General features: G+C 55.6%; 25 protein-coding genes. 16 read left to right on the top strand and 9 right to left on the bottom strand.

All coding sequences use genetic code 11. From position 1 onward, the window contains the following. Positions 1-21: 21 nt before the first annotated feature. Together EYR88_RS06855 and EYR88_RS06850 are read right to left on the bottom strand one after the other, a co-directional pair. Entirely contained in the window at positions 22-975 is a 954-nt protein-coding gene (locus EYR88_RS06855; protein ID WP_131088918.1) for a metallophosphoesterase, read from the bottom strand. Between the two features lie 133 nt (positions 976-1108). Then, complete coding sequence (locus EYR88_RS06850) at positions 1109-3670, bottom strand: transglycosylase domain-containing protein (protein WP_207306469.1); 2562 nt, start codon at positions 3668-3670, stop codon at positions 1109-1111. Between the two features lie 37 nt (positions 3671-3707). On the opposite strand from EYR88_RS06850, the gene EYR88_RS16000 reads away from it, so the two are divergent. Genes EYR88_RS16000 through EYR88_RS06840 form a run of 3 tightly spaced genes read left to right on the top strand, consistent with a single transcriptional unit; the run spans position 3708 to position 5348 of the window. Continuing rightward, entirely contained in the window at positions 3708-3863 is a 156-nt protein-coding gene (locus EYR88_RS16000) for a hypothetical protein (RefSeq protein WP_165477294.1), read from the top strand. A gap of 32 nt (positions 3864-3895) precedes the next feature. Continuing rightward, positions 3896-4372 carry a RidA family protein gene (locus EYR88_RS06845; protein WP_131088917.1) on the top strand — a complete coding sequence of 159 codons (477 nt, stop codon included), beginning with the start codon at positions 3896-3898 and terminating at the stop codon, positions 4370-4372. Further along, on the top strand, positions 4365-5348 hold the full coding sequence (locus EYR88_RS06840) for an NUDIX hydrolase (RefSeq protein WP_242632475.1): 984 nt from the start codon (positions 4365-4367) through the stop codon (positions 5346-5348). The genes EYR88_RS06845 and EYR88_RS06840 overlap by 8 nt, the downstream gene beginning before the upstream one ends. A 66-nt stretch (positions 5349-5414) precedes the next feature. Here the strand turns inward: EYR88_RS06840 and EYR88_RS06835 are convergent, their stop codons facing one another. Continuing rightward, entirely contained in the window at positions 5415-6092 is a 678-nt protein-coding gene (locus tag EYR88_RS06835) for a Crp/Fnr family transcriptional regulator (RefSeq protein ID WP_131088916.1), read from the bottom strand. Positions 6093-6296: 204 nt separating this feature from the next. Between EYR88_RS06835 and EYR88_RS06830 the strand changes: the two genes are divergently transcribed. Then, positions 6297-7487, top strand: coding sequence for a MarP family serine protease (locus tag EYR88_RS06830; RefSeq protein WP_165477293.1), 1191 nt, complete (start codon positions 6297-6299; stop codon positions 7485-7487). A gap of 13 nt (positions 7488-7500) precedes the next feature. Here EYR88_RS06830 and aroQ read toward each other — a convergent pair whose 3' ends face one another. Both aroQ and acs read right to left on the bottom strand, forming a co-directional pair. Next, the gene (gene aroQ / locus EYR88_RS06825; protein ID WP_131088914.1) at positions 7501-7953 is read right to left on the bottom strand and encodes a type II 3-dehydroquinate dehydratase; all 453 of its coding nucleotides are present in this window, start codon (positions 7951-7953) and stop codon (positions 7501-7503) included. Between the two features lie 125 nt (positions 7954-8078). After that, the gene (gene acs / locus EYR88_RS06820) at positions 8079-10082 is read right to left on the bottom strand and encodes an acetate--CoA ligase (protein WP_131088913.1); all 2004 of its coding nucleotides are present in this window, start codon (positions 10080-10082) and stop codon (positions 8079-8081) included. 175 nt (positions 10083-10257) lie between these two features. On the opposite strand from acs, the gene nth reads away from it, so the two are divergent. Together nth and EYR88_RS06810 are read left to right on the top strand one after the other, a co-directional pair. Further along, a complete protein-coding gene (nth, locus tag EYR88_RS06815) occupies positions 10258-11052 on the top strand; it encodes an endonuclease III (RefSeq protein WP_131088912.1) in 795 nt (264 codons plus the stop codon). Then, on the top strand, positions 11049-11726 hold the full coding sequence (locus EYR88_RS06810; protein WP_131088911.1) for a CoA pyrophosphatase: 678 nt from the start codon (positions 11049-11051) through the stop codon (positions 11724-11726). The genes nth and EYR88_RS06810 overlap by 4 nt, the downstream gene beginning before the upstream one ends. An 11-nt stretch (positions 11727-11737) precedes the next feature. On the opposite strand, the gene EYR88_RS06805 is transcribed toward EYR88_RS06810, so the two are convergent. Continuing rightward, complete coding sequence (locus EYR88_RS06805) at positions 11738-13465, bottom strand: bifunctional 3'-5' exonuclease/DNA polymerase (protein ID WP_131088910.1); 1728 nt, start codon at positions 13463-13465, stop codon at positions 11738-11740. Positions 13466-13474: 9 nt separating this feature from the next. On the opposite strand from EYR88_RS06805, the gene EYR88_RS06800 reads away from it, so the two are divergent. The 7 genes from EYR88_RS06800 (at position 13475) to EYR88_RS06770 (ending at position 18102) form a co-directional block, all read left to right on the top strand. Further along, positions 13475-14596 (top strand): hypothetical protein, encoded by a 1122-nt coding sequence (locus EYR88_RS06800; RefSeq protein ID WP_131088909.1) that lies wholly within the window; start codon positions 13475-13477, stop codon positions 14594-14596. After that, the gene (locus EYR88_RS06795) at positions 14593-15843 is read left to right on the top strand and encodes a TadA family conjugal transfer-associated ATPase (protein WP_131088908.1); all 1251 of its coding nucleotides are present in this window, start codon (positions 14593-14595) and stop codon (positions 15841-15843) included. The genes EYR88_RS06800 and EYR88_RS06795 overlap by 4 nt, the downstream gene beginning before the upstream one ends. Positions 15844-15971: 128 nt before the next feature. Continuing rightward, entirely contained in the window at positions 15972-16517 is a 546-nt protein-coding gene (locus EYR88_RS06790; protein WP_165477292.1) for a type II secretion system F family protein, read from the top strand. After that, positions 16514-17050 (top strand): type II secretion system F family protein, encoded by a 537-nt coding sequence (locus tag EYR88_RS06785; RefSeq protein ID WP_131088906.1) that lies wholly within the window; start codon positions 16514-16516, stop codon positions 17048-17050. The genes EYR88_RS06790 and EYR88_RS06785 overlap by 4 nt, the downstream gene beginning before the upstream one ends. 141 nt (positions 17051-17191) lie before the next feature. Next, complete coding sequence (locus tag EYR88_RS06780; protein ID WP_131088905.1) at positions 17192-17374, top strand: DUF4244 domain-containing protein; 183 nt, start codon at positions 17192-17194, stop codon at positions 17372-17374. 3 nt (positions 17375-17377) lie between these two features. Then, entirely contained in the window at positions 17378-17725 is a 348-nt protein-coding gene (locus EYR88_RS06775) for a TadE family type IV pilus minor pilin (protein WP_131088904.1), read from the top strand. Beyond that, complete coding sequence (locus EYR88_RS06770) at positions 17722-18102, top strand: Rv3654c family TadE-like protein (protein WP_131088903.1); 381 nt, start codon at positions 17722-17724, stop codon at positions 18100-18102. Before EYR88_RS06775 ends, EYR88_RS06770 begins: the two co-directional genes overlap by 4 nt. 27 nt (positions 18103-18129) lie before the next feature. Here EYR88_RS06770 and EYR88_RS06765 read toward each other — a convergent pair whose 3' ends face one another. Next, positions 18130-20460 (bottom strand): DEAD/DEAH box helicase, encoded by a 2331-nt coding sequence (locus tag EYR88_RS06765; RefSeq protein WP_131088902.1) that lies wholly within the window; start codon positions 20458-20460, stop codon positions 18130-18132. Positions 20461-20560: 100 nt separating this feature from the next. Then, a complete protein-coding gene (locus tag EYR88_RS06760; protein WP_131088901.1) occupies positions 20561-21217 on the bottom strand; it encodes a GNAT family N-acetyltransferase in 657 nt (218 codons plus the stop codon). A gap of 164 nt (positions 21218-21381) precedes the next feature. Here EYR88_RS06760 and EYR88_RS06755 point away from each other — a divergent pair, with 164 nt between their 5' ends. Beyond that, entirely contained in the window at positions 21382-22281 is a 900-nt protein-coding gene (locus tag EYR88_RS06755) for a rhodanese-related sulfurtransferase (protein WP_131088900.1), read from the top strand. Between the two features lie 58 nt (positions 22282-22339). On the opposite strand, the gene EYR88_RS06750 is transcribed toward EYR88_RS06755, so the two are convergent. Next, positions 22340-22918, bottom strand: a complete 579-nt coding sequence (locus EYR88_RS06750; RefSeq protein WP_131088899.1) for a GNAT family N-acetyltransferase — start codon at positions 22916-22918, stop codon at positions 22340-22342. Between the two features lie 73 nt (positions 22919-22991). On the opposite strand from EYR88_RS06750, the gene EYR88_RS06745 reads away from it, so the two are divergent. Beyond that, positions 22992-24581, top strand: coding sequence for a methyltransferase (locus EYR88_RS06745; RefSeq protein WP_131088898.1), 1590 nt, complete (start codon positions 22992-22994; stop codon positions 24579-24581). A gap of 23 nt (positions 24582-24604) precedes the next feature. Continuing rightward, positions 24605-25255, top strand: a complete 651-nt coding sequence (locus EYR88_RS06740) for a helix-turn-helix domain-containing protein (protein WP_131088897.1) — start codon at positions 24605-24607, stop codon at positions 25253-25255. The last annotated feature ends 68 nt before the right edge of the window (positions 25256-25323 follow it).

The raw sequence follows: 25323 nt of genomic DNA, 5'->3' as shown, positions 1-25323 counted from the left end.
CTCAAGAACAATATTTAGTGTTTAGCTACGTGCCTTCAGCGTCACAAGAATTGCTTCAGGCGGGCAAGCAAAGCGGATCGGGGCGAAGCGCGAAGTGCCCAAACCGGCCGAGACATTTAGCGGAACCGTGTTGCCTGCGTACTCCCAGTCGCTCAGGCCGCGAGCTCGCCAGGTTGGCAGATCGCAGTTAGAGACCAAAGCGCCGTAGCCAGGGATGCAGACTTGGCCACCGTGTGTATGCCCAGCGAAAATAACGTCCGCCTTTGCTTCGGTGAACTGATCTAAGACTCGCTGGTATGGGGCGTGAGTCAGTGCGATACGCACGTGCGGAGCCTGGTCGCTGGTGGATGAGCCACGGGTCCATCCGGCGAAGTGGTCCCGGTTGATGTGCGGATCATCAACGCCGGTCAGATCCAGACGCAGTCCGTTCAGTACCGTCGAGTGGGAGCGGTTGGACATGTTGCTCCAACCGGCTGCACCAAATGCGCGGTGCATTTCTTCAAAAGGCAGCTGGTCCTTTGGTGACGGGTTAGGGGAGCCCTCGGAGCTGGAGAAGTATTTAAAAGGATTTTTCAGCTTGGGCGCGTAGTAGCAGTTGGAGCCAGGAACAAAGGCTCCCGGGAACGCCATCAGCGGTTCCAATGCCTTGAGCAAAGATGGAACACCCTTGCGGTGGCTCAGATTATCGCCGGTATTCACCACAAAGTCTGGCTTCAGGTCGGCGAGTTCACGGATCCACTGAATTTTGGTCTCTTGGCCCGGAACCATGTGAATGTCGGACAGGTGAAGGACCTTGATGTCGGCAGCACCTCTGGGCAGAACATTCAGGGTCTCACGGCGTAGTCCAAACTTCTGGGTCTCCAGCATGCCGTAGCCAATCAAGGCGGTGCCGAGAGCCAACGCTCCACCGGCCGCCAAAGCTGTTGTACCCGCTGCGTGGCGCAGCGCGGCGCCAAATGTATTGTGTTCAACCATGACTTTTCTGCCATCGTCCTTTCATGCCCGGGGGCTACTTCTCATGAAGTCCGCTATTGCCAATCTAAACCGAAAGGCCGCGTTCAACCAAAGTTGAACGCGGCCTTTGCTTGGCAGCTAGCTATTATTCGGACTAATCAGTGGACTTCGGCGGCTTAGGTTTAGACGACTGTGCCGCCTTCTTCCTCGCCTCTTCAGCCTTCTTCTTAGCTTCGGCTGCTGCCTTCTTCTTAGCTTCGGCAGCTGCCTTCTTCTTGGCAGCTTCAGCCTTTGCCTTAGCCTCGGCAGCGTCCTTCTTAGCTTCAGCCTTCTTCTTGGCGTCGTCGGCTTTCTTCTTAGCCTCGTCTGCCTTCTTCTTGGCTGCAGCATCCTTCTTAGCTTCGGCCCGATCCTCGGCAGCTTCCTTAGCATCAGCGGCACGCTGTCGAGCTTCAGCTTCTGCTCGTTGCTGGGCAGCAGCTCGCTTCTGTGCTTCGGCGGCAGCCCGAGCCCTAGCAGCGGCAGCCGCTGCAGCAGCGTCCTGCTTCTCGCCTTCGGTTTTTGCGCTTTCCGGAGTGGAAGGGATTACAGGTGCTGGACGTTTGCCCGGCTTACCAAAGCCCTTGCGCTCGTACTGAAGGACTGCATCCTTCATGAAATCGACCCACAACGGTGCAGCGTAGGTGGAGGAGTCAACCATTTCAGGTGCTTGCTTATCATTGATGATTGCGCCGTGCAGCGAATTCTGCTCAGTGGCAGCCTTGCCGTCCAGACGGCCTACCCACGTAGCGGTCGAGATGCCGGTGGTGAAACCAACAAACCAGGTCGAGGTGGCGTAGTTGTTAGTACCGGTCTTACCAGCGATTGGTCCCTCGACAACACCCTTAGAAACACGCTTGGTAGCGATCTTCTTCAGAGTCTTATCAAGATCGGCAACATAGGTTGGATCAACCTCTTGTGAGCAAGATTCGCCAGCGACCTTGTACTCGTTGTCAGCTGAATCGGTCACGCCGGTGATGGCGCGTGGCTTGCAGTACTCACCCTTGTTGGCGAAGGTAGCAAATGCTGCTGCCTGCGACAGTGGGGTGATGTTGGCCGAACCAATGATGAACGATGGGTTAGCTGGGCTGATTGGGCCTGGCTGACCATTATCAGCATCCTGATCCAAGACGCCAAGGCGCTTGGTGTAGTCAGCGATGGTGCACAAATCGGTTCGGTAGGCTTCCTGAACGGTCGCGGTGTTAATGGACCAGTACAAACCGGTATCAACGCTCATCGGGCGGTAGAAGCCCTTGGAAGCGTTCTTTGGTTCCCACTTGGTGCCCACCGTCGCGGTGCTGCCAGGCAGGCAGGAAGCGCGGAACTTCGTGCCAGGCTGGAAGACCTGCTTCTTCGCGTTGATGGTGTCGTTCATGCGGTTACCCTCGGTGAGCCAACCCAAGGTGGTGTAAGGCTTCATGGTGGAACCACCCTGGAAGCCACCGGCACCACCCTTGGAGCGTTCAACAGCGAAGTTGTAGTACGTGCTTGAGCCCGAGTCGTCCTTCTCGGGACCGTACTCGGTGTTCTGGGCCATGGTGAGAATGTTGCCGGTGCCAGGCTGGACCGAAACTACTGAAGAGTGAATGTCCTTGTTGGACTTGGCGTTCGGATCGATCGCCTCGCGAGCGTCGTTGGCAGCCTTTTCGTTCAGCTTGCTGTTCAGCGTGGTCTTGATGGTCAATCCGCCACGGTAGAGCAGACCTTCACGGTCTTCCTTGGTCTTACCGTAAGCTTCATCGCTCAAGATCAGGTTGGTGACATAGTCACAGAAGTAAGCGTTGTCCTTGGCCGAGGAGCAACCCGAAGGGGAAACACTTGGCTTGAGTTCGAGATCAGACTTCACAGCCTCGTCGTACTCTTTTTCGGTGATGACGCCGGTGCGGTACATGTTGCCAAGTACCTTGTTACGGCGGTCAAGCGAACGCTCAGGGTTGTTGATTGGGTTGTAAACGTTGGGCAGCTGAACCATGCCCGCAAGCATGGCGGACTGCTGGACGTTTAGATCCTTGGCATCAACCGAGTAGAAACGGTGCGCTGCGGCCTGGATGCCGTACTCGCGACCCGAGAAGAGCACCAAGTTCAGGTAGCCTTCAAGGATTTCGTCTTTCGACATTTCCTTTTCAATAGCTACCGCGTACTTCAGCTCGCGGATCTTTGCGGCGTAATCCTTCTGACCAGAAATGGTCGACTCTTCCGAGCCGGTGAGCTCCTGGTTGTTCACCAACAGGTTGTTTACATACTGCTGGGTGAGCGTGGAAGCACCGGAACGGGATGAGGAAGTAAGGTTGCCGATTACTGCGCGGGCGATACCGCGAGGGTCGACACCCTTATGCTCGTAGAAGCGCTCATCTTCCACCGACACGATTGCCTTCTGCATGTGTGTGGAGATGTCATCAAGTTTCACCGGTTCGCGGTTCTGCTGATAGAAGGACGCAATGGTCTTTCCGTCCGCGTCCAAGATCTTTGAAGGCTCCGAAATTGGGAGCTTTTCAAAGGTGCTTGGAAGTGCACTAATGACGCTGTTACCGGTGGTCAAACCGGTTTTCGCGATAGCTGCTACGGGTACGAGCATACCTGCTGCGAGCACACCACACAGGGCGCTGATTCCGAAGAACGCAACGACTTTCCCTAACGTGGTGGCGGTATCAAAAAAGGGGGACTTCTTGGCTGCCATACCTATTAGTTTACAAGGACGCGATAACGTATCCAGTATGACTAAATGGGAATACGCTACTTTGCCACTCTTGATCCACGCTACGAAGCAGATTTTGGACCAGTGGGGAGACGATGGCTGGGAGCTGGTAACTGTTGTTCCAGGTCCCAACGGCTCCTCGCCAGTGGCCTACCTGAAGCGCGAAAAAGAATAATAAATTAACACTTCCTAAAGGAGACAAAGCCCATGCAAGAAGCCACTTCTTCGCGTGTCGAAGCACGCCTAGCTGAACTCGGCCACACGCTGCCAGGCGTAGCGAAACCAGTTGCCGCGTACCTGCCGGCAGTAACTACCGGCAACTACGTGTACACCTCGGGTCAGCTTCCACTGATTAATGGTGAACTCTCAGTTGTTGGAAAGGTTGGGGCAGAAGTTTCAGCTGAAGAAGCGAAGGCTCAGGCGCAGGTAGCTGCGCTGAACGCTTTGGCTGCCATCAAGGCTGAGATCGGTGACCTAGATCGCATTAAACGAATCGTGAAGGTTGTCGGCTTCGTGTCGTCAGATCCTTCGTTCACCGGACAGCCTGGCGTCATCAACGGAGCCTCCGAATTCTTCGGTGCGGTCCTGGGAGATGCCGGCCTGCATTCACGTTCGGCCGTTGGTGTCGCCGTACTGCCGCTGGATGCGCCAGTCGAGGTTGAGGTCATCGCTGAATTTGAGTAGTTCATTTCAGTCGCCAGTTGCGCGGACCGCAAGGGCTTTTCCTTGTGGCCCGCGCAGCGGCATGGTGCGCCGAATCTTTGATGTGCCTCCGCACCAGATCCCTACTGCCGAAAATTGGTTTACCTTCGGCTCTCGCACACCTCGAAGTCCGCGCCGCGCATCCTCTGTTGCGCTGGTGCACGATTGCGCGAACGGTGTGGAAACTTACCTGACCTATCGGCCAGGCGGCTCACCGTTGGGCAACGTAGCCTTTCCAGGTGGTAGCCACGAGGCCAGTGACCGAGCAACTTACCAATGGTTTGGCCCAAGTCTTTCTCAGTGGTCCAAGCGCATGGACGTGCTGGATCAGCAATTAGTGCAGGCCTATATTGTCTGTGCCATCCGTGAGCTGTTCGAAGAGACCGGCATATTATTAGCCGGCACCGATGAGCAGTCTATTGTCGAGATGACCGACCCTGATGACTGGATGAGCGCTCGGGAAGCCATTGCGGTTCAGGACTTATCCTTTGATGAATTTCTTCGCCGTCGCGGACTGGGACTACGCACCGATTTGTTGCGCCCGGTCTCGCACTGGCTCAGCCCAAACTTTGCGCTGCGCAGATTTGATACCTGGTACTTCGCGGCTACCGTTCCCACTCGCCAAGAACCGACGTTGCTTCGTGGCAAAGGAAAATGGGCCCGCTGGAATGTTGCCAAACAAGTTCTCGCCGGCCGCGAGAGCGCCGCGTTGGGAGACCTCGTAGGCCAGCCCAACACCGTAGGGCTCAATCTTTCGCAGATTAGTTACCCCGCAGTGGAGCTGATCCTTGAGGCCATGTCGGATGCCAACGGAGTTGTGGCTTACCTTTCGCGGTCTAGGGCCCTGGACCTAAAACACCCAGACTTGCTGGTGCGCGATGGAATCCACTATCTGGAAGTGCTCGGCTCAATGAGCGCTGAGTCATCGCGTCCCTGGCAGGCTCTGGCCGGTCACTAAAAAACTAGAGTTAAACACAAAGGCCGAATATCCATGATGGATATTCGGCCTTTGTACTAAGTGCGTTTAGCGTGAACGCTGACGCAGACGCTGGATGTCTAGAATCACGACAGCGCGTGCTTCTAGGCGGAGCCAGCCGCGCTGTACAAATTCAGCCAATGCCTTGTTTACGGTTTCACGCGATGCGCCAACCAGCTGAGCGAGCTCTTCCTGGGTTAGCTCGTGAGCTACCAGGATGCCGTCAGTTGCTGGGCGTCCGAAGCGATCAGCCAAATCCAGCAGAGCCTTGGCAACACGGCCAGGAACGTCGGAGAAGACTAGGTCCGCTAGGGACTCGTTGGTGCGACGCAAGCGAGCAGCCAGAGCCTGCAGCAACTGGATCGAGACCTCAGGGGAGTTCAAGATCGCCTTGCGCATGTTCTCGTGGCTTAGACCTGCAAGTCGGGTTTCCGACACAGCAGTCGCCGTAGCGTTGCGTGGGTGTGGATCGAATAGGGCCATTTCGCCAAACAGTTCACCTGGGCCAAGAACAGCAATCAGGTTTTCGCGACCATCCGAAGAGGTGCGACCCAGCTTAATCTTTCCCGAAACGATGAAGTACAGACGGTCGCCTTGATCGCCTTCACGGAACACCGATGCACCGCGAGACAGATCAACCTCGGTCAATTCTTCGGTCAACGCGGTAAATACTTCATCACCAAGCGACGCAAACAGTGGCGCGCGACGCAGTACCTCGATATCCATTAAATCTCCTGTCAACAGTAGTAGGCGCTTACCTCATTGTGCCGTATTCAGTAACAATGTGACAGTTTCCACACGTGGTTTTACCAAGAAAATGTTGAACGTCACGCTCATCAGGTCAAAACTCGCGGATATGCTCGCAGAAATCCATCAGCTTCTAAGGGTACCTTGGGTTAATACAAAGTAAATGAACGCATTGGAGTCTTGGTGCTCGGAATTTTCAGCTGGCTCGACATAGCCATCTGTGCAGTTTTACTGATCTTTTTCATCATCGGACTCCGCCGAGGTTTTCTTCTGACCGTCGGTGACATGGTGGGCCTCATTCTTGGAGGTGTTGCCGCGTTCTTTGCCATCCCCTTGGTTTCAACCTTTGCCACTAATCCGTGGTGGCGTGTTGGGCTGATGGTCGCCACCGCAGCGGTGCTGATCATCCTTGGCCAAGCTCTAGGCAGGGTTATCGCCACACGCATTCGGCACTGGATGAATGTCGATTTTTTGCGTTCAGCTGATCGCTTTGCCGGCGGTGTGCTTTCCGTGGTCATTAGCGCCACGATCATTGGTGGTCTGGCGTTTTCCACCTCCAGCATGGGCATTCCGCAGTTATCCATGGAGATTGGTAAGTCAGGGATGATTACCGCTATCCGCTCGGCGACTCCGCAGTTTGTGAACTCAGCAATTTCCAGCGCACGTTCTAAAGTGATCGCTGAAACCTTGCCGGCCTTCCTGGATCCGTTTGCACCGCAGGTTGATCAGCCGGTGGACCACAATTGGCAGGCCACTGACTTGCAGCGCGCCGCTTCCGAATCAGCTGCCAAAGTCTCGGGCACCGCAGTTCAATGTGGTGTGAACCTAACCGGCTCCGGGTTTGTCGTGGCACCAGAAATGGTCATGACAAATGCTCACGTGGTCGCAGGCTTGGGCTCAGCAACAGTAGAAACCGGTCGTAATGAAGTTCACCGCGGAAACGTCGTTTACTTTGATCCTGAGACCGATATTGCTTTGCTTTATGTCGAAGGTTTACAGACCCCGGTCATCGACTTGGCACCTGATGAGCTCACTCGCGGCGACGCCGCAGCCTTCATCGGCTACCCAGCCGGTGGTCCGCAGCAAATCCGCAGTGCCGTCATCGCTTCCCGAGCCAACGTGTCTATCGCAAATATATACGGTGAAGATCCAGGACGAATCTCTGTCTACCAGCTCAGCGCCCAAGTAGCTCAGGGTAATTCTGGCGGACCTCTGCTAGACGAAGAAGGCGAAGCCGTTGGCCTGATCTTCGCTAAGTCACGCAGCGATGATCAGGTCGGCTTCGCACTGAGCCTGGACGAAATGGAAAACGCGATGGAGCTTGGTGGCTCGAATCGGACCTCGGTGAGCACCGGGGACTGCATCGCCAACTAGCTGTGTTGACTGTTTACTTGCTCAGGAGGTGCACCAGTTGCTCAACGGCCAGCTTGTAACCATTAACGCCGGCTCCCACAATGATCGAGCTTGCTACCGGTGAGATGTAAGAGTGGTGGCGGAATGCCTCACGCTGATGCACGTTGGAAATGTGCACCTCGATGGTTGGAAGCTCCACACCGCTGAGTGCGTCGGCAATGGCTACTGAGGTGTGGGTGAAGGCGCCAGGATTCATGACGATACCGGCGGCAGTGCTGCGTGCTTCGTGGATCGCATCTATGAGTACACCCTCATGGTTGGACTGCAAGGTGCGCAATTCATATCCGTGGGCCGCCGCGGTGTCGCGGGCCAGCTGTTCAACGTCAGCCAAGGTGTCGTGTCCGTAAATCTTGGGTTCGCGAGTACCGAGCAAGTTCAGGTTTGGTCCGTTGAGTAGCAAGATGGTGCGCGATGCGTTGTCAGTCATGGACTCAAATCTATTACATCCTCACGCATTCGTTGCCCAACCTTTATTGATGAACGAGAAAACGCCACCGCCGTGGAGAACAATGTTGTTGTTCTCCACGGCGGTGGCGTCGAAATATTTCTGGATTACTTACCCATGGACTGGGCGATCTGACTCATGACGGTGGAATCCGAGAGAGTTGTTGCATCGCCAACTTCACGACCTTCAGCCACGTCCTTGAGCAGACGGCGCATGATCTTGCCTGAACGTGTCTTAGGTAGTTCAGGAACCACCAACACGTGCTTCGGCTTGGCGATCGGTCCAATGTCCTTACCTACGTGGTTGCGCAAGGTAGCCACAACGTCTTCACCTTCAGCAGGCTCGGTTTGCAAGATGACAAAGGCAACTACAGCTTCACCGGTGGTGTCATCCTTAGCACCAACAACAGCTGCCTCAGCCACATATGGGTGGGCAACCAAGGAAGACTCGATCTCGGTGGTGGACAGGCGATGTCCGGACACGTTCATCACGTCATCCACACGACCGAGCAACCAGATGTCGCCGTCTTCATCCTTCTTAGCGCCGTCGCCGGCAAAGTACATGTTCTCGAAGCGGGACCAGTAGGTCTCCTTGTAGCGGTCCATGTCGCCCCAGATGCCGCGCAGCATCGATGGCCACGGCTCGCGGATGACCAAGAAGCCACCCTCGCCATCGCCGACCGATTCACCGGCTTCATCAACTACATCAATGCTGATACCTGGCACAGCCACCTGAGCCGAGCCTGGCTTGGTATTGGTGACACCGGGCAGTGGAGCGATCATGTGGGCGCCGGTTTCGGTCTGCCACCAGGTGTCCACGATCGGCGTTGGGTTTTCTTTGAGTTCACCGTTTTTGCCGTTGTTGGTGCCGATGACCTCGCGGTACCACATCCAAGCTTCTGGGTTGATTGGTTCACCAACCGAGCCCAGCACCCGAAGCGAAGACAGATCAAATCCATCGGGAATGGAACGACCCCACTTCATGAAGGTACGGATAGCGGTTGGCGCGGTGTAAAGAATGGAGACCCCATACTTTTCCACCAGTTCCCACCAGCGGCCCTGGTGCGGAGTGTCCGGTGTGCCTTCATACATCAGCTGGGTGGCGCCATTGATTAGCGGCGCATAGGTGACATAGGAGTGACCGGTGATCCAGCCAATGTCCGCGGTGCACCAGTACACGTCAGTTTCTGGGTGCAGGTCGAAGGTATCGCGGTGGGTGACTGCACCCTGGGTGAGGAATCCGCCCGTGGTGTGCACGATGCCCTTTGGCTTGCCGGTGGTGCCCGAGGTGTAAAGCACAAACAGTGGGTGCTCGGAATCGTGTGGCACCGCGGTGTGCTCGGTGGAGGCCTCGTCGACAACTTCGTGCCACCACTTATCCAGTGGGCCAAACTCCACTGGTTCGCCGTTGCGCTTAACGACCAAGACGTTCTGCACGGTGTGGCCCGGAGCAGTCAGTGCACCGTCCACGGCAGGCTTCAGTGGGGAAGGCTTGCCACGGCGCCAGGTGCCGTCGGCGGTGACAACCAATTTTGCGTCCGCGTCATCGATGCGGCTGCGTAGCGCGTCGGCGGAGAATCCACCGAAGACCACTGAGTGGATTGCGCCGATGCGTGCGCAGGCGAGCATGGTGATGACCGCTTCAGGGATCATCGGCAGGTACACGGCAACACGGTCACCCTTGGCAACACCCAAGGATTCAAATGCGTTGGCAGCCTTTTTGACCTCTTCGGTCAGCTGGGCGTAGGTGTAGGTGCGGGTGTCGCCCGGTTCGCCTTCAAAGTAGATGGCCACACGATCTCCCAGACCGTTTTCGACGTGACGGTCCAGTGCGTTGTATGCCGCGTTGAGCTTGCCCCCGACAAACCACTTGGAAACCGGTGCTTCACTCCAGTCCAAGGTCTGCGTGAAATCGGTGTCCCAGGTAAGTACCTTGCGCGCCTGATCAGCCCAATATTGCAGGCGGTCAGCGTTGGCCGCCTCATAGCTGGCCGAGGTGGCTACGGCTTGGTCACTGAACTCTTTGCTCGGAGCAAAGGCACGGTCTTCGTGTGACAGGTTGTCTAGGGTTTTTGAATCGCTCACGGGCTTCGTTTCCTTCCGTGTAAACATAAATATTCTCTGTGATCAAAGTTACATCCTTATAAGGCTTTGGAGGTGAATTGTGTTCTCGAACAGGGAGAAAGAGTGTGATTTCTGCGCTCAACGGTCAGCTCACAGCGATGAACAGCAACTAACAACGGTGTCCCACAGTGAAAACACGGCCCGCACATGACACGATCTATCCGTGGCGAAAAAACCAAAATTGGAAACTGAACTGGGGCTCAAGCGTCGAGCGCGCAAAATTAATCGGGTGCTGGCGCAGACCTATCCCTATGCGGTCCCGGAACTCGACTTTGAAAACCCCTTCGAGTTGTTGGTGGCGACGGTGCTCTCAGCGCAAACCACCGACGTGCGGGTCAACGCGATCACCCCGGCGCTCTTTGCACGTTTCCCGGATGCGCTGGCAATGAGCCAAGCGGAGCGAAGCGAGATCGAAGCGCTGATTAGGTCCACCGGGTTCTTCCGGGCAAAAACCGATTCCTTACTGGGGCTTTCCGCGGCACTGGTCGAGCGCCACAGCGGACAGGTTCCACCCAAGCTCGAAGAACTCATCAAGCTTCCCGGAGTCGGACGTAAGACCGCCAACGTGGTGCTAGGCAATGCCTTTGGCGTGCCTGGAATTACCGTTGATACCCACTTTGGTCGTTTGGCCAACCGCTTTGGGTGGAGTGACGAAACCGATCCAGTCAAGCTGGAACAAGCGGTAGGAGCACTCTTCGAAAAGCGGGACTGGACCATGCTCAGCCACCGCGTAGTTTTCCACGGTCGGCGCATCTGTCACGCTCGCAAACCCGCCTGCGGAGTATGCCCGGTGGCGTCCTTGTGCCCCTCGTATGGAATCGGCGAGGAAATACCCGCCAAGGCTAAACAGTTGCTTAAGTATGAGCTCGCACCGGGGCGCGAAGACCTGCTGGCAAAGATGCAGGCAGGCGCCACTCGCCGGCAGCTGCGGGAGCAAGGATATGGATTGGACGCATGAGCGCACGTAGTGAACTGAAGCAGGTTATTGCCAAGATTCAAGCCAAGGTTGGTGCGGCCCAGAAGCTGCCCAAGGAATGGATTGAACTTGATCTTGACGCCGGGCCTGCCCGCAAAGCAGCGGTGCTAATTCTTTTTGGCGCCACCGGTGATGGTTCTTTAGCGCAGAACACGAGCGCTAGGGATCTGGATCTGCTTTTTGTTGAGCGGGCCACCACCTTACGCAAACATGCTGGACAGATTGCCTTCCCAGGCGGTGGCATTGATCCTGAAGATTCGGGCGCCACTGATGCAGCTTTACGCGAAGCGTGGGAAGAGACAGGGGTAGATACCAGCGGCATTGAAGTGTTGGGAAACCTTGCAGAGACCGAACTGCCGGTCTCAAACTTCTTAGTCACTCCGGTGATCGGTTGGTGGCATGCCGAGTCCAAAGTTCACGCAGTAGATCCTGGCGAGAGCGCTGGTGTTTTCCGTGCACCGGTCGCCGAATTACTGGATCCAAAAAATCGGCTGACTGGCGTTGTTCAGCGCGGAGGACAGAAATTCAGCTCACCGGCCTTCCAGTTTGGTGAACGGATCATCTGGGGCTTCACCGCTATCGTCTTGGACCGACTGTTCACAGACCTGGGCTGGACCAAAAACTGGGATACCCGGCGCGAACTACAAATGAACTAGCGGCTCAACCTTTATTTGGCTTCCCCGTAGTTGGCATTAATGGCCACGCTGACGGGGAAGTATGGTGAAGCGGATCCAAACAGGGTACGCCCTGCGAGCATCGCAGCGTGCCGGACCAACTCCTGCAGCTGATCAGCCATTTCAATCGGGCATTCAAAAACGATCTCATCGTGAACAAAAAATACTTGTTTGCACACTGAATCCCAGCCGGCGGTGTGGATCAGATGACGGGCATGACCCATCCACACCAGCGCCCATTCGGCCGCGGTGGCTTGCACTACGAAGTTTCGGGTAAATCGGCCCCGGGAGCGAGCAGCTGCGTCGGCTGCACGTTGTGAACCTTCATCAGCGGTATCTCGTTGCGCCCGCATCCACGCATCATCGGCCGGTGGGCAACCACGGCCCAAGAAGCTGCGCACACCTTGGCCCTGTTCGCCGGCTTGGGCAGCCTGCTCAACAAATTTCATGGCGGTAGGAAAACTGCGGGTCAACGCCGCACCCACGGTGCCCGAATCACCGCCCCCGCCACCATAAATGACCGAGAGCATCCCCAATTTGGCTTCTTGGCGGGTGGAGACCAACTTGGCGTCAAGCAACCATTGGTACAGGTCATCTTGCCGCCCAGCCTTTTGCAACTGTTGATCGTTGGAGATCGCCGCCAAAATACGTGGTTCCAGTTGCCGGCCATCAGCCACCACAAAGGTCCGGCCCGCAGTGGTTCGAACGACCTGGCGGATAGCGTGGGGAAGCTGCAAAGCTCCGCCACCTGAAGCGGCCCAGCGCCCCGAAGCCACAGTGCCAAGAACATAATGTGGATGGAAGCGAGAGTTTTTCACCCACTGATCCAGCCACGCGTCCCCATGGCTGCTGGCGAGTCGAGCCAGTTTTTTGTATTCCAAAACCTGGCTCATCAACGGGTGATTGATCTGCTCAAGTTCCCAAGCCCGCACCGAACGCACCGCAAATCCAGCCTTGTGCAATGCGCGCAAGAGTTCTTGCGGGGAGTCAGGATTGAGCCCCGGGGTGTTCAGGGCGGAAGCCAACTCCTGAGCCTTGGCCGCGAGCTTTGGCGGGCGCGAATAGTCGGTGACCCGTTCGCCTAACTGTTCACGCAATAGTGCACGGTGTTCGGACTCATCCCATGAAAGCCCTGCTGCTTCCATCTCGCAGGCAATCAGCGCACCCACCGACTCAGCGTGAACTAGTAGTTCAAGGCGTCGTCGGGCACTAGGATCAGCTGGCATCGCTTGGCGTTGCTGGGTGTAGAGCTCAATGAGATCTTCCAAAGACTCACCGGAGGAAGGAGCGGCAAAGAGCGCGTCCTGATTAAAGCGGTCGGAGGAAGAAGGCGGACGTTCAAGATCAAAATCGGGGATAACTTCAGAAGCTAGGGGAGTGCGGTGCATGATGCGCTGCGCCAAGGAAAGGATGTACGCCTTGGCCAGATACACCCCGGCGGCCACCAAAGGTGTCATCCACGGATCGGTGCGCAGCATGGCCCAGCGCGGTTGAAGCTCGGCTTCAGTGGTTGCAATAACGCTGACAAAGTCTTCACGAGTGACCGCGGTGGTTGGCTTGAGTGAGACTCCGGTTTCGGACTCACGGATATCAATCAGGGCGTAGCCTTCAGGATCGGAAGCAATAAAGGCGATGGCACTCATAGCTCCATTGTGCCGTGCCAGCATCAGATATCCCCAGTTGGCTCCGGGGCTTGTACGTACTTCTTTGCCTGATGCCACGCTCGAAGCATGAAATGGCTAACTGACACCCCAGTGGGACCCCAGTCTCAACGAACTGATCGCTTTGTGATCACCAAGCTTGATAACCCGGTGGGAACACCTGCCCCTGAACCAAGCCAGCTGCCTGACATCAATAGGGGCAACGAACCGGTGTGCACCATCGTGAGCAACGATCCGAAAATTATTGAGATCTGTGCGGCCATCGCCGTCGGTGCGGCCGTGCGCATCATTCAATGTACGGAACCTGCATCGCTATCTCTGTGGATCGCGGGCCCGGTGCTCTGGGGTAGTGATATGGCGATAGTTGCCGGCCACCAGAATTATCCGGTTGATGTTTTGGTGGGGCTAGAACCTGATGCATCCCATCTGTGGGCGCTAGCAAGCCGCATTCCCAAAGCCCGCGTTGCGCTGTTGCCCTCGGCCGGTCAATGGCTCGGAGAGTATCTAGGCTTGTGGGCCATGCGCGCCGGTCACGGCCACACCTTGGCTGTTTCCGCCACAGCTGGGGGACTGGGAACAACCACGCTGGCCATGTTATTGGCTCACGCTGGAACACTGAGCGGATTACGTAGCGTTTTGATTGATTTAGACCCACATTCACAAAGCCTGTGGCCATGTATTACCACCAGAGCGCCAGTAGGGGTTGGGTGGGAAGAATTGGTGAAGTCCGGCGGAGCACTCGCTGCCCACCAGCTTGCAGAGACGCTGCCAAAACTACGCGAGACTTCGGTACTCACCTGGTCACAGGCTAATGAACACGAAGTATTGGAAGAACAACTACTCATCAGACTTCTCGCCGCAGCGCGCCAAGGGTTCGACTTTGTGGTGCTAGATACCGGCCGGGCGGTTCATCCTCAGCAAGAGATTATCAACCAATTTCTAGACCGCCACGTGTTTGCTGCCAACAACACCACCATTCCCAAAACGGGGGAAACGGTGCTGTGCGGTGAGTCGCGTTTGCGCAGATCTACAGAAGATCACGCGCAGATACTCGGATCGTTCCCCCTCAATAGCAGGATCATCAAAGCCACTGGGCGCGGGGAACTACTTGATTGCTTCAAATCCCGCACCTTGCGACAAGGACTAGCGGATTTTTGCTTGATCCCACAAGTTCAGGAGCAACGCTCATGAGTTCAGGACGCCACAGCAAAGACGGCATCATGGTGGCCACCGGCCATGTGTTGGATGCAAAAATCCTTGAATCAGTACGCGAAAGGGCGCTGCTCTCCGGTGGACAACTTGATGCCATCGCGTTGGCCGGTGCAGTTCATGATTCGGGAGCAGCCTTGGGTGCACAAGGTGCAGCGCAGTCTTTAGAAATTCTGCAACACGAAGTTGCCGGACTGTCGATTCTTGAACCATTCGCGCGCATCCCGGATGTCACCGACGTTTTAGTAGACGGACAAGGCCAGGTATGGACGGATTCCCCACGAGGCTTAGAGCTCACCGATTTTAGCTTCTCTTCAGCTGAACAAGTCCGTGAGCTTGCAGTTCACTTAGCTACCTTGGCTGGGCGGAGACTAGATTCGGCCAGTCCGTTTATGGACATGAGCCTGAAAAACTATCGCGTTCATGCAGTGCTTCCACCTATCGCTGCCGCGGGACCGCTGATTTCAATCCGTGTAAAACACAGCACACAGCTGGGGCTGACCGAAGTGCTGCAACATTCTCTGGGCTTCTGGGATCCGCTCTTGCGTGTCATCGCCACCCAACAAATGAACTTCTTGGTCACCGGAGGAACAGGTAGCGGAAAGACCACCTTGCTTCAGGCAATGCTGGCCGAGGTAGGAGCACAACAACGCCTAATCATAGTTGAGGACTCTCAAGAGCTGCAGGTGAATCATCCCCACGCAGTCTCCCTACAAACTAGGGCAGCCAACGTGGAATCGGCCGGACTGGTAGAACTCAAAGATCTGGTCATCCAAGCACTGCGAATGCGTCCAGACAGATTGATCGTAGGGGAGTGCCGCGGCGAAGAAATCAGAGACTTCCTCGCAGCAATGAATACCGGACATCAAGGAGCCGCTGGCACCCTGCACGCAAATAATCCAGAGTCGGTTCCTGCCCGCTTGGCAGCACTGGGAGCCCTGGCTGGGTGGAGCGTTCAGGCAACCTCACTTCAAGCGTCCAGTGCATTGGACCTGATCATCCATCTCAGCCGAGGAGAGCACGGACGCCGTGGACCAGTGGCACTAGGAACTCTAGAAACCGATGAGCCAGGACGCATGTTCATGCACACCCTGATTGATCTGCACAGCACCGACCCCATGCCAGAAAAGGCTCGGGCGGTGCTGGAGAAAAAGTTCGGAGCTAAGCTCATGTTCAAGATCTGCGCGGACTTGAATCAGTCCATGGCTGTAGGGCAACGGCCATGCTGATCCTTATCTGTTGCGCCATGGCGCTGGCCCTAGGGATTCCCGCACATCAAAGTGAGCATCATCAGCCCGCTCAATTCTGGAGAAGATGGAAGAAAAGCAGCCAAGGGGCCCATCAAAAGAATCTGGCCTTGAGCGAAGACGCGCGCGTTATTCGAGAACTCTCGGCACTGCTTCGAAGCGGCGTGGGTTTCTATCCAGCGTTGGAGGCCCTGCTTGAAGTTGAAGAAAACACAGGCAATATTGCCCAAGCGTTGAAGGGCTTGCAGGCAACTCATCGGTTGAACAACCAGCCCGGCAACGAATCCGTATCGCTCAGCCGAAGTGGGCATCCGGCGGTTCAACGATTGCATTGGTGCCTGAAAATTTCTGAACGCAGCGGCGCTAGTTTGGCCGAAGTCCTTGAACGGCTAGCCGAGGATCTGGAATCAGCGTTGGTAGCTCAGCAATCCTTTGATGCAGCGATGGCCGGACCGAAAGCCACCACCAAGTTACTCACTTGGCTTCCCTTGGTTGGGTTCGGCTTCGGGTTACTCGTAGGCATCGACGTGATCGGAACAATCACTTCCTCATGGGCAGCCCAGTTGAGCGTAGCCGTCGGCGTAGGGCTCTGGGTTTTGAATAGATTCTGGTGTCAACGACTCCTGCACTCAACCTCAGCGCAGGCACTGTCATGAACACACTCATCTTGTTATCCGCAGCGCTCGCCGGACTTCTTAGCCTCGGCACCGGGATTACTGCGCGAATGTCTGCTCGATTGATACCAACAGAAGGGCCATCCAAGCGTCGTGACGCCCAGCAGCCCATCGAATTAGTCCTTGATTTGAGCGCCAGCCTGCTGGATGCAGGCATGCCTATTACGGAGATCTTGGACTTGCTTGGCAGCAATATAGAGCAGTGCACCGTTTTGCGAAGCGTCGCTCGGTGTCTGGAAATGAATCTCGCGTGGGATAAGGCATGGGAAGCCGCACCCCAATGGCTTGCGCCACTGCGCAAAGCACTGCTCTTCGCCCATACGACCGGTGCTCCGGCAGCTAATCTGCTGCGTAATACTGCCGCCCTTCAACGTCGAGAACACTCGCAAAAGGTGGCACGTCTCGGAGCACAGTTCGCGACGAAACTTGTTCTGCCCCTGGGTGCCTGTGCCTTGCCCGCTTTCATTGCGTTGGGCGTTGTGCCTCTGATCATCGCGCTGTTTCCCAGCCTCTAGATTGCCTGACGAGATGTTCATAAGAGTTATACCCAGATCGTTTGCAACTAGCTCAAGAACTTTACCGACTAGCTGAGAGTGAAGATACACCGTTGGCAGCGACAAAGCCGCCAACAACTAACACTGAGAAAGGTGAAAACAATGAACGGACAGTTCCGCGAAATCATGGACCAGCTGAAGGACGAGCAGGGTTCCACAACCGCCGAGTTTGCTATGGTCACCCTGGCCGCTGTGGCATTCGCCGGCTTGCTGATCAGCATTCTATCCAGCGGCGATGTACGTGGAATGCTGATGGGTCTGATCAGCAAAGCCCTGTCGCTGTAGGCCATGAAACTCAGCGATGAATCAGGAAGCAGCACCGCAGAATTTGCGGTGCTGCTTCCGGCGGTTGTGTTGATGCTCTCGCTCTTGCTGTGTTTAGGAGTCCTTGGGATCCAACAAATTCAAGTTCAACAGGCAGCCGGGGCCATGGCTAGGGAATTGGCCCGCGGCGAAGATGGATCAACAGCAAGAGCCAGCGGAGTCAGGTTGGCTGGAAATCAGGCCAGATTCACCATATCTAGTGGCGGTGGATTGTCGAAGGTGACGGTCAGCAAATCGGTGCAAATCCCCATCGTTGGCAGCATGCAGATTCATGGCCAAGCAAGTGTTGCCGTTGAAAGAAGTAGCCAATGATAAACATTCGAGATGAGCAAGGCAGCGGCGCTGTAGTGACCACGGCATTGGTGATCATTGCCTTGCTCCTGACTGGGGCGCTACTGACTTGGGTAGCCGCCGTCCACGCGGCAATGACTGCTGCCTCGGCCGCTGATCTAGCTGCCTTGGCCGGGGCCGATACGGCGCGAGGACTGCGCCCGGGAGATCCTTGTGGCGTTGCAGGAGAACTGGCAAACGCTAACAAGGCCCAGTTGGAATCGTGCCTGGTTGAAGCCGACGGGCAAACCGTGATGGTCACTGCCAAAGTCCCCATCGCTTCCCAAATTATGGGCTTCGAAATCTATGCGGCGAAAGCCACGGCCCGCGCCGGAGCACCACCACTGGATCAGCCCTAAGCAGAGGGGAGAGACATGAGCCGGGTACTAGCGGTGGTGTCGAGGCTCGACATCGTCCAAGACGGCGCTGAGCAGCAAGATGGCTCCGGCCTTGTCCAAAGGGTTATTGCGATTGCCGCACTTGGGGGATTGGACGCAGCTCGGGCAACCATATTGGCATTCGCAAGCATCAATAGCTTCTCTGGTAGCTCGAACCCAATCGGTGAACCGTTCAAATCCGCGCTCGGCAAATCCTGCCCCGCCAGGCTGAGCATCATAAACAAAGATAGTCGGTTCACCGGTGTCCATATGCAGGGCAGTAGAAACTCCGCCAATATCCCAGCGATCACTGGTGGCCACCAGTGGCAACAAACCGATCATGGCGTGTTCTGCGGCGTGAAGTGCACCGGGAAATTGATCCACGGTTAGACCAGCGCGCAGCAGTCGTTGCTCGGTCAACGTGAACCAGATTGACTTGGTATTCAGATCACGGGCTTCAAGCTCCAGAGGTTCTTCTGAAAGAACTTCATTAGATGCCACGGACTTTCTTTGGAATGAAACGACCTGGGTGGTCACGGTGACTTCACCAAAGTAAATGTTCAGCTCACGATGGCTACTTTTACGTTCTTCAGAATCGATGGCAACCGTAGTGAGGTCTCTCGCCGTGGTGTAGTAATCCGGGTTTACTCTGCTAACGACAACAACATGATTTTGTTCATCGAGTTCTTCCACATGGTAGCTGGCACCTTGATGCACATAGATGGCACCGGGGTGCGCCTGATAGTGCGTCTGAGGAGAATCCATGGTTCCCAAAAGTGCGCCAGTTTCAGCATCAATAATGTCCACCGGCCCGCCACCGTCAGCGCGAATAGAGAACATCGCGGCCGCATGCTGCGGGTGGGTCCAGAACCAGCCGGCAGGTCGGCGCCGCAAGTAGCCTCGCTGAACTAAAGATTCGAGAAGTTCTTCAGTCTTCGGGCCGAAAAGTTCCAGCTCTTCGGGACGCAACGGGGATTCTTGGGCGGCAGCACACAAGTGTCCGCTCAGTACGTACTTATTGTGTGGATCAAAAACTGTAGCTTCGACACCCAAATCAAAGATGGCTTCCGGATGATGAGCAAGATAGGTATCCAACGGATCTTCGGCGGCAACAAAAATAGCCAAGGCATCTTGACCCGAGCGGCCCGCTCGACCAATCTGCTGGAAGAACGATGCTCTGGTACCTGGCCATCCGGCAACGACGACCGCATCAAGACCTGCGATATCGATGCCGAGCTCCAAGGCCGAAGTTGAGGTGACTCCCAGAAGCTCTCCACTTCGTAACTGCCGCTCAACTTCTCGACGTTCCGTCGGTAGATAGCCCGAACGATAGGCAGCCAAACGAACCGAGAGCTCTGGTGCGAAGCGTTCAAGGTGTTTACGTGTCAGTGTTGCTATGGTTTCGGCGCCACGTCGAGACTTGATGAAAACGATGGTGCGTACGTGATCTGCCATCAAGTCGGTGAGGATTGACGCGCTCTCAGCAATGGCAGTTCTGCGAACCGGGGCACCGTTTTCACCCTTATGCTCGGTCAACGGAGGTTCCCACAAGCCGATGACTAGTTCGCCACTGGACGAAAAATCATGGACTACCGCCTTGGCGGGTGCCCCGATGAGCCGCCCAAAAGATTCTTCTGGATCGGAGCTTGTTGCCGAGGCACCGATGAACACCGGTGTGCTTCCGTAGTGCTCACAGATTCGACGCAAACGGCGTAACAGGTTAGCTACATGGGCTCCGAAGACGCCGCGGTAGGAATGGGCTTCATCGATCACGATGTAGCGCAGACGCTTGAAGAACCGTGACCACGCTGGATGGTTGGGCATGATCCCGCGGTGCAACATATCAGGATTGGTGAAAACAAAATTGGCATGCTGGCGAACCCAAGCGCGGGTGGCCTGATCAGTATCGCCGTCGTAGGGAGCTGCGCGGACACCGGGAACATCCAAAGCTTGAACCGCGGAGAGCTGATCAGCCGCCAAGGCTTTGGTAGGGCAAATGTAGAGGATAGAAGCGGCAGAATCAGCATCATTAAATCCGCTGTCTCGCGCCTTGAACAGCACGTCCAAACTTGGCATCAGGTAGGCCATCGACTTACCAGAGGCGGTGCCGGTCGACACGATGGTGTGCTGCCCCTCATGGATGAGGTTGGCAGCTTGCGCTTGGTGCAACCACGGCTTTTGAATGCCTAAGCCTTGGAAAGTTTCGATCAGTTCAGTGCTGAGCCATTGCGGCCAGTCGCTGGTCACTTCATCTTTGGCTGGCCTTGAACGACGATGAAGAACCGCATCCGGATCATTAGTCCGGTCATACGGATCCAGCAGGGAACGCACTGACTTCACGTGGACGCCTTTCGGAACCAAAAATTGCTGAAGTTAAAGACTATCGCCGTACCCAACACTTTGATGCGTCGGATACGGCGAAAGAAAAATACTAGATAGTTCAGGCTTTGAACATGACAACTTTGCCCAGGGAAGTCCAGCCCAGTGAAGCGTAAAGCTGCTGGCCGTCAACCGAAGCAATGAGCAGGCCTTCGTCCACGTCGTGTTCCTGAGCCAAAGAGGCCAGAGCGCGCATGATCAAGGTACCCAGGCCAAGGCGACGGAAGTCTGCACCGGTGATGATGCGGTCAAAAATTGCCACACCGTTAACGGCCGACACGTGACCTGAGGCGGCCACTACTTCTTGGTTGCCCTCGGGGTGCAAGGAAACATAAGCGTGGGTGCCATCGCGTTCAATCTGGAAGACAAAGCCATCAATGGGCAACGGTACTTCAACGTCGTGCACGGCAAGTTCAGTCACCATGAGTGCTTCGTCGTCGGCAGTAACCTGTAGGCCAACCTCGCTGGCGATGGCGACCAAATTTTCGGCCGAATCATCAAACGCGGTAAGGCGACGGTTAGGGTGTTTTTTTAGAGTTTCGGCGACTGCAGCCAGTTCCTCTTTAGAAGGGCCATAGATCACGTATTCCCAGTCTTCGGTGGTGTCGTGACGCAGGGCAGCATGGACTCGTCCCTCATTGCGAGTTTCGTAGCCACGGGCGCCAGCCCAGCCGGTGACCCAGGTGCCGATCAGTTCATCGCTTGCGTTTGATGCCATAATTTGACCCTACCTTGTCTTTCCTAGGAATTTGCTGATGTCGACCTAATCGTTGCCTAGTTGAAACTCTTGGACCACCGGACCACTGGAAATTTCGCGACGAATCAGTGTGACGTTGCTCTTTTACTCGGCGTTTCGCGACCAAAAGCTACTAATATTGTATGGTGGCCATTCATCGCATAGTTCTGTATTACGCATTTACTCCGCTTCCTGACCCAGAGGCAATTCGCCTGTGGCAACGTTCACTGTTGGAACGTTGGGGACTACGCGGACGCATCATCATCTCCAAGCAAGGTATTAACGGTACCGTCGGTGGCGAGATCTCGGCTGTTAAGGCTTACGTCAAAGCCACCCGCGAACTTCCTGCCTTCAAAAAAATGGACATCAAGTGGTCCGAAGGCTCCGCAGAAGACTTCCCACGTATTTCGGTCAAGGTCCGCGACGAGATAGTCACCTTCGGTGCGCCCGGCGAACTGGAAGTAGACGAAAACGGTGTTGTTGGCGGCGGAACCCACCTGCGCCCCGAGGAACTTCACGAGTTGGTAGACACCAAGAAGAAGTCCGGCGAAAAGGTGCACTTCTTTGACGGACGAAACGCCTTCGAAGCGCAGATCGGTAAGTTCAAGGACGCTATCGTTCCTGAAGTTGATACCACGCGTGACTTTGTAGCCGAACTTGATTCGGGCAAATACGACCACCTCAAGGACCAGCCGGTAGTTACCTACTGCACCGGTGGCATCCGTTGCGAGGTACTCTCAGCGCTGATGGTTAAGCGCGGCTTCCAAGAGGTGTACCAGATGCAAGGCGGCATCGTTCGTTACGGCGAAAAGTATGCGGATGAAGGCCTGTGGGAAGGATCCCTCTATGTCTTCGACAAGCGTATGCACACCGAGTTCTCGGAAGATGCCGTAACCATCGGCAAGTGCGTTGGCTGTCAGGGACCAACCAACAAGTTTGAAAACTGCTCAAACCCAACCTGTCGTAACCTGCGCCTGTTCTGCGAGGACTGCGCACATGATGAGCAGCTACGTCGCTGCCCAGATTGCAACAGCGTGGATGCCTAAGCGCATCTCATAAAGAGGCTCGGCACCAATTTCTCGCGAAGTTGGTGCCGAGCTTTTTCTATTTGGCAGCCACCGGCCATAATCCGGTCGATGCGTCGCGTACCTCGGATTCTTCAACCTCGGTGCGATAGATCTTCAGACCGCGGGCCAGATAGTTAGGCAGCGCAGCGGGAGAATCGAGCGAGCACGTATGCAGCCACACTCGGGAGACCTCAGGTAAAGCAGGCCACCGGCTTGCTAAGCGCCACGCCTGAGTCAAAGCTTGGTCAAGTAAAACTCCGCCGAGTCCCTGGCCCGTGGCATCAGGGAAAAGTCCGAAGTAAAAAATCTCCACTTCGCTTCCACCCTGCCCGGCTTCGGTGACCAGCTCGAAGTAACCGCGTGGTGCGCCGCCCCGATAGAGGACCCACGTTTCAGAACCAGGACGTATCAGAACTTCGTTCCACACTTCCCTTGTCGAATCCAACCGGTCAGTCCAATTTAGTTCGCTGCCTACGCTTTGGTAGAGGAAGCGTGAGAATTCTGGGGTGATCTGCTCAACTTGTTCAATTCGTGCGTCGCTGGGAAGGGTCTTGGTGGAGCCGATGAGCTCATCCGAGGACAGCTGCTGAAGGAAGGTAACAGTCACTTGAGTCATGCCCACATCCTATTCGGGGCAGGGCGAATCAAGCTATCTGCGCACAGTTGCGTGACTCGGTAGACTTGAAGATGTGAATGCCGCTGAATTTTCTGCCCTGGACGATACCCCTCAAAGTTCCGATCAAACCTTGATTGACTTGCTAGTCAAAGACTTGGATGACCTCGGATATAGCTACGAAAACGTCATAGAGTTGATCGGTGAAGAAGCGGCCTCCGCATTTGCCCGGGACCAAATTCACCCGGCCTTGCGAATACTAGATCGCCAAACACCTGATTCGCCTTTGGCATCTGTGATCCGACTCTTCCAGCTGGCCCAAACCGTATCTGAATCCGCGATCAATCAGGCGTTTAGCCATGTGAAAGTGGAAGGTCTGATCAAACTCGGCCTTATCGATGCGTGGGCCAGTGGTTTCCGTGCCACCATCGCCTTGGCGCTGCATTCCTCAGACGTGGACGGTGAGCTGTGGGTGGCTCATGACCTTGGTGCACATCAGCGCCCAGGTGTATTGCGCACTGACCACGTATTGGGAATTGGCCAAGCATCGCTGACACTGGCACAGCTGACAATTCGAGCCGACGTTCAACGGGCTTTGGACCTTGGCACCGGTTGCGGAATCCAGCTCTTCCACCTGCTGTCTCATGCACAACATGTCACGGCAACTGACCTTTCGGCTCGCGCCTTGGGCTTTGCCCGATTCAATCTGTTGCTCAACCACCGGGCGCTGAAGCTTGACCCACAGAATCTTGAAGCTCGTGTGACGCTGTTGCAGGGGAGCCTCTTCGAACCGGTAGCCGGGCAGAGCTTTGAACTGATCGCTAGCAATCCACCGTTTGTGATCACCCCTCGCAGTTCTAATGAGCGAGCCAAAGACCGATTCACTTATCGTGATGGCGGCATGGCTGGAGACAACCTGGTGAGCACGCTCATTGAGCAGGCACCGCAGTTCCTGACTCCTGGCGGTTCGCTGCAGATGCTCTCTAACTGGGAGATTCCTCGCATAGATGACGAGTCGGATGCTTCGTGGGATACACGAGTTCGCCAATGGTTCGCAGAAGACCTGGACGTCTGGGTCATTGAACGTGAGCAGACTACCCCCAGTGGTTATGCCGAAACGTGGCTACGGGACTCTTCACAGACCGAAGACTCAAGCTCCTATATTGCCGCTTACAACGCGTACCTTGATGATTTTGAATCCCGTGCCGTAGCTGCGGTGGGCTTCGGGTTGGTCTACTTCCGCAAGCCGGTAGACGGCCATCGGGTCTTGCAAAGTTATGAGCAGATCACCCACCAGGTGGAGCAGCCGCTGGCCCCGACTTTGCAGCGCGATATCGCCATGGCTGATGAACTGGCAGCCGCAGGAGAAGATTTTAAAAACTGGCACCTGCTGGTGGCCGAAGACGTGACCGAAGAGCGCCATCAGCGTCCCGGAGCTGAGCATCCTGGGGTGATTTTGCTTCGCCAAGGTGCGGGTCTGCGTAGAACCGAACTCCTTGATACTGCACAAGCCGGATTTGTTTCTGCCTGCGACGGTGATTTGTCCGTAATTCAACTAGTCAACGCGCTAGATTCGCTGATCGGTGAGGGCGAGGAAGACTTTGCGGAACGGCTTTATGAAGCAGTGAAGCGCCTCTTGCTACACGGTATGCTTCGTAAAATGTGAAACAAGCGCTAAAGTTCTTGCCTATGACACGCAACACAATAGAGGAGCAGGCTCCTGCAGCCTCGACCCAGGAGAGCGAATTTCCACAGGTCGTCTCCATTACGGACCCACAGGCCATTCGTGCTTTGGCCCATGACGCGCGACTAATCGTTTTGGATGAGCTCTTTGCCTCGCAGACTACTCGCACTGCAACTGAACTCGCATCGCTGTGTGATCTAACGCCTAGCGCCATGAGCTATCACTTGCGTGCGCTTGAAAAATACGGGTATGTGATCCGTGCAGCAAGCGAAGGTGATGCCCGCGAGCGTAGGTGGCGTGCGGCCGGTGAACGGTTGGAACTGAACACTCAGATCGACTCCTCTAACGCCAAGACTGCATATCTAAACGTGCAATTAAACGCATTTAGAACACGGCTGAACGCCGAAGTTCAGCGACGCCAAAATGAAGCGAACGCAGGAATCACCCCAGATCCTGATCGCCCACCTATGCTCACTAGCGGTTTGGTCTTCCTTTCTGAAGATAAACAGCGTGAGTTCAATCGCAGAATGTTGGACCTTGTCTACGAGTACGAGGCGAAAGCTACTGCTGAGGAACGAAGCATTGACTCCCGTCGTATGTTCTACTTAATCTCGTTGCTTCCCGAATATCAGAGTTCCGGTGAAGCAGCGTTGTAAAAAGCCTCACTCAAACCACGGTTATCCCTCGGTGTAAGATCATCGGGAAATGTGGCTATAGAGTAGGC

The organism is Arthrobacter sp. S41 (assembly GCF_004320535.1).
GTDB lineage: Bacteria > Actinomycetota > Actinomycetes > Actinomycetales > Micrococcaceae > Glutamicibacter.
Note: the sequence above shows the minus strand (reverse complement) of the source record. Positions and strands in the feature narration are given on the sequence as shown.

Bases quoted from the DNA above. Each gene is read 5' to 3' on its own strand.
- EYR88_RS06780 (WP_131088905.1), top strand. From the start codon at position 17,192: ATGAACGGACAGTTCCGCGAAATCATGGACCAGCTGAAGGACGAGCAG.
- EYR88_RS06785 (WP_131088906.1), top strand. From the start codon at position 16,514: ATGAACACACTCATCTTGTTATCCGCAGCGCTCGCCGGACTTCTTAGC.
- EYR88_RS16000 (WP_165477294.1), top strand. From the start codon at position 3,708: ATGACTAAATGGGAATACGCTACTTTGCCACTCTTGATCCACGCTACG.
- EYR88_RS06850 (WP_207306469.1), bottom strand. From the start codon at position 3,670: ATGGCAGCCAAGAAGTCCCCCTTTTTTGATACCGCCACCACGTTAGGG.
- EYR88_RS06810 (WP_131088911.1), top strand. From the start codon at position 11,049: ATGAGCGCACGTAGTGAACTGAAGCAGGTTATTGCCAAGATTCAAGCC.
- EYR88_RS06800 (WP_131088909.1), top strand. From the start codon at position 13,475: ATGAAATGGCTAACTGACACCCCAGTGGGACCCCAGTCTCAACGAACT.
- aroQ (WP_131088914.1), bottom strand. From the start codon at position 7,953: ATGACTGACAACGCATCGCGCACCATCTTGCTACTCAACGGACCAAAC.
- EYR88_RS06795 (WP_131088908.1), top strand. From the start codon at position 14,593: ATGAGTTCAGGACGCCACAGCAAAGACGGCATCATGGTGGCCACCGGC.
- EYR88_RS06835 (WP_131088916.1), bottom strand. From the start codon at position 6,092: ATGGATATCGAGGTACTGCGTCGCGCGCCACTGTTTGCGTCGCTTGGT.
- EYR88_RS06845 (WP_131088917.1), top strand. From the start codon at position 3,896: ATGCAAGAAGCCACTTCTTCGCGTGTCGAAGCACGCCTAGCTGAACTC.
- EYR88_RS06775 (WP_131088904.1), top strand. From the start codon at position 17,378: ATGAAACTCAGCGATGAATCAGGAAGCAGCACCGCAGAATTTGCGGTG.
- acs (WP_131088913.1), bottom strand. From the start codon at position 10,082: ATGTTTACACGGAAGGAAACGAAGCCCGTGAGCGATTCAAAAACCCTA.
- EYR88_RS06750 (WP_131088899.1), bottom strand. From the start codon at position 22,918: ATGACTCAAGTGACTGTTACCTTCCTTCAGCAGCTGTCCTCGGATGAG.
- EYR88_RS06760 (WP_131088901.1), bottom strand. From the start codon at position 21,217: ATGGCATCAAACGCAAGCGATGAACTGATCGGCACCTGGGTCACCGGC.
- EYR88_RS06770 (WP_131088903.1), top strand. From the start codon at position 17,722: ATGATAAACATTCGAGATGAGCAAGGCAGCGGCGCTGTAGTGACCACG.
- EYR88_RS06740 (WP_131088897.1), top strand. From the start codon at position 24,605: ATGACACGCAACACAATAGAGGAGCAGGCTCCTGCAGCCTCGACCCAG.
- EYR88_RS06855 (WP_131088918.1), bottom strand. From the start codon at position 975: ATGGTTGAACACAATACATTTGGCGCCGCGCTGCGCCACGCAGCGGGT.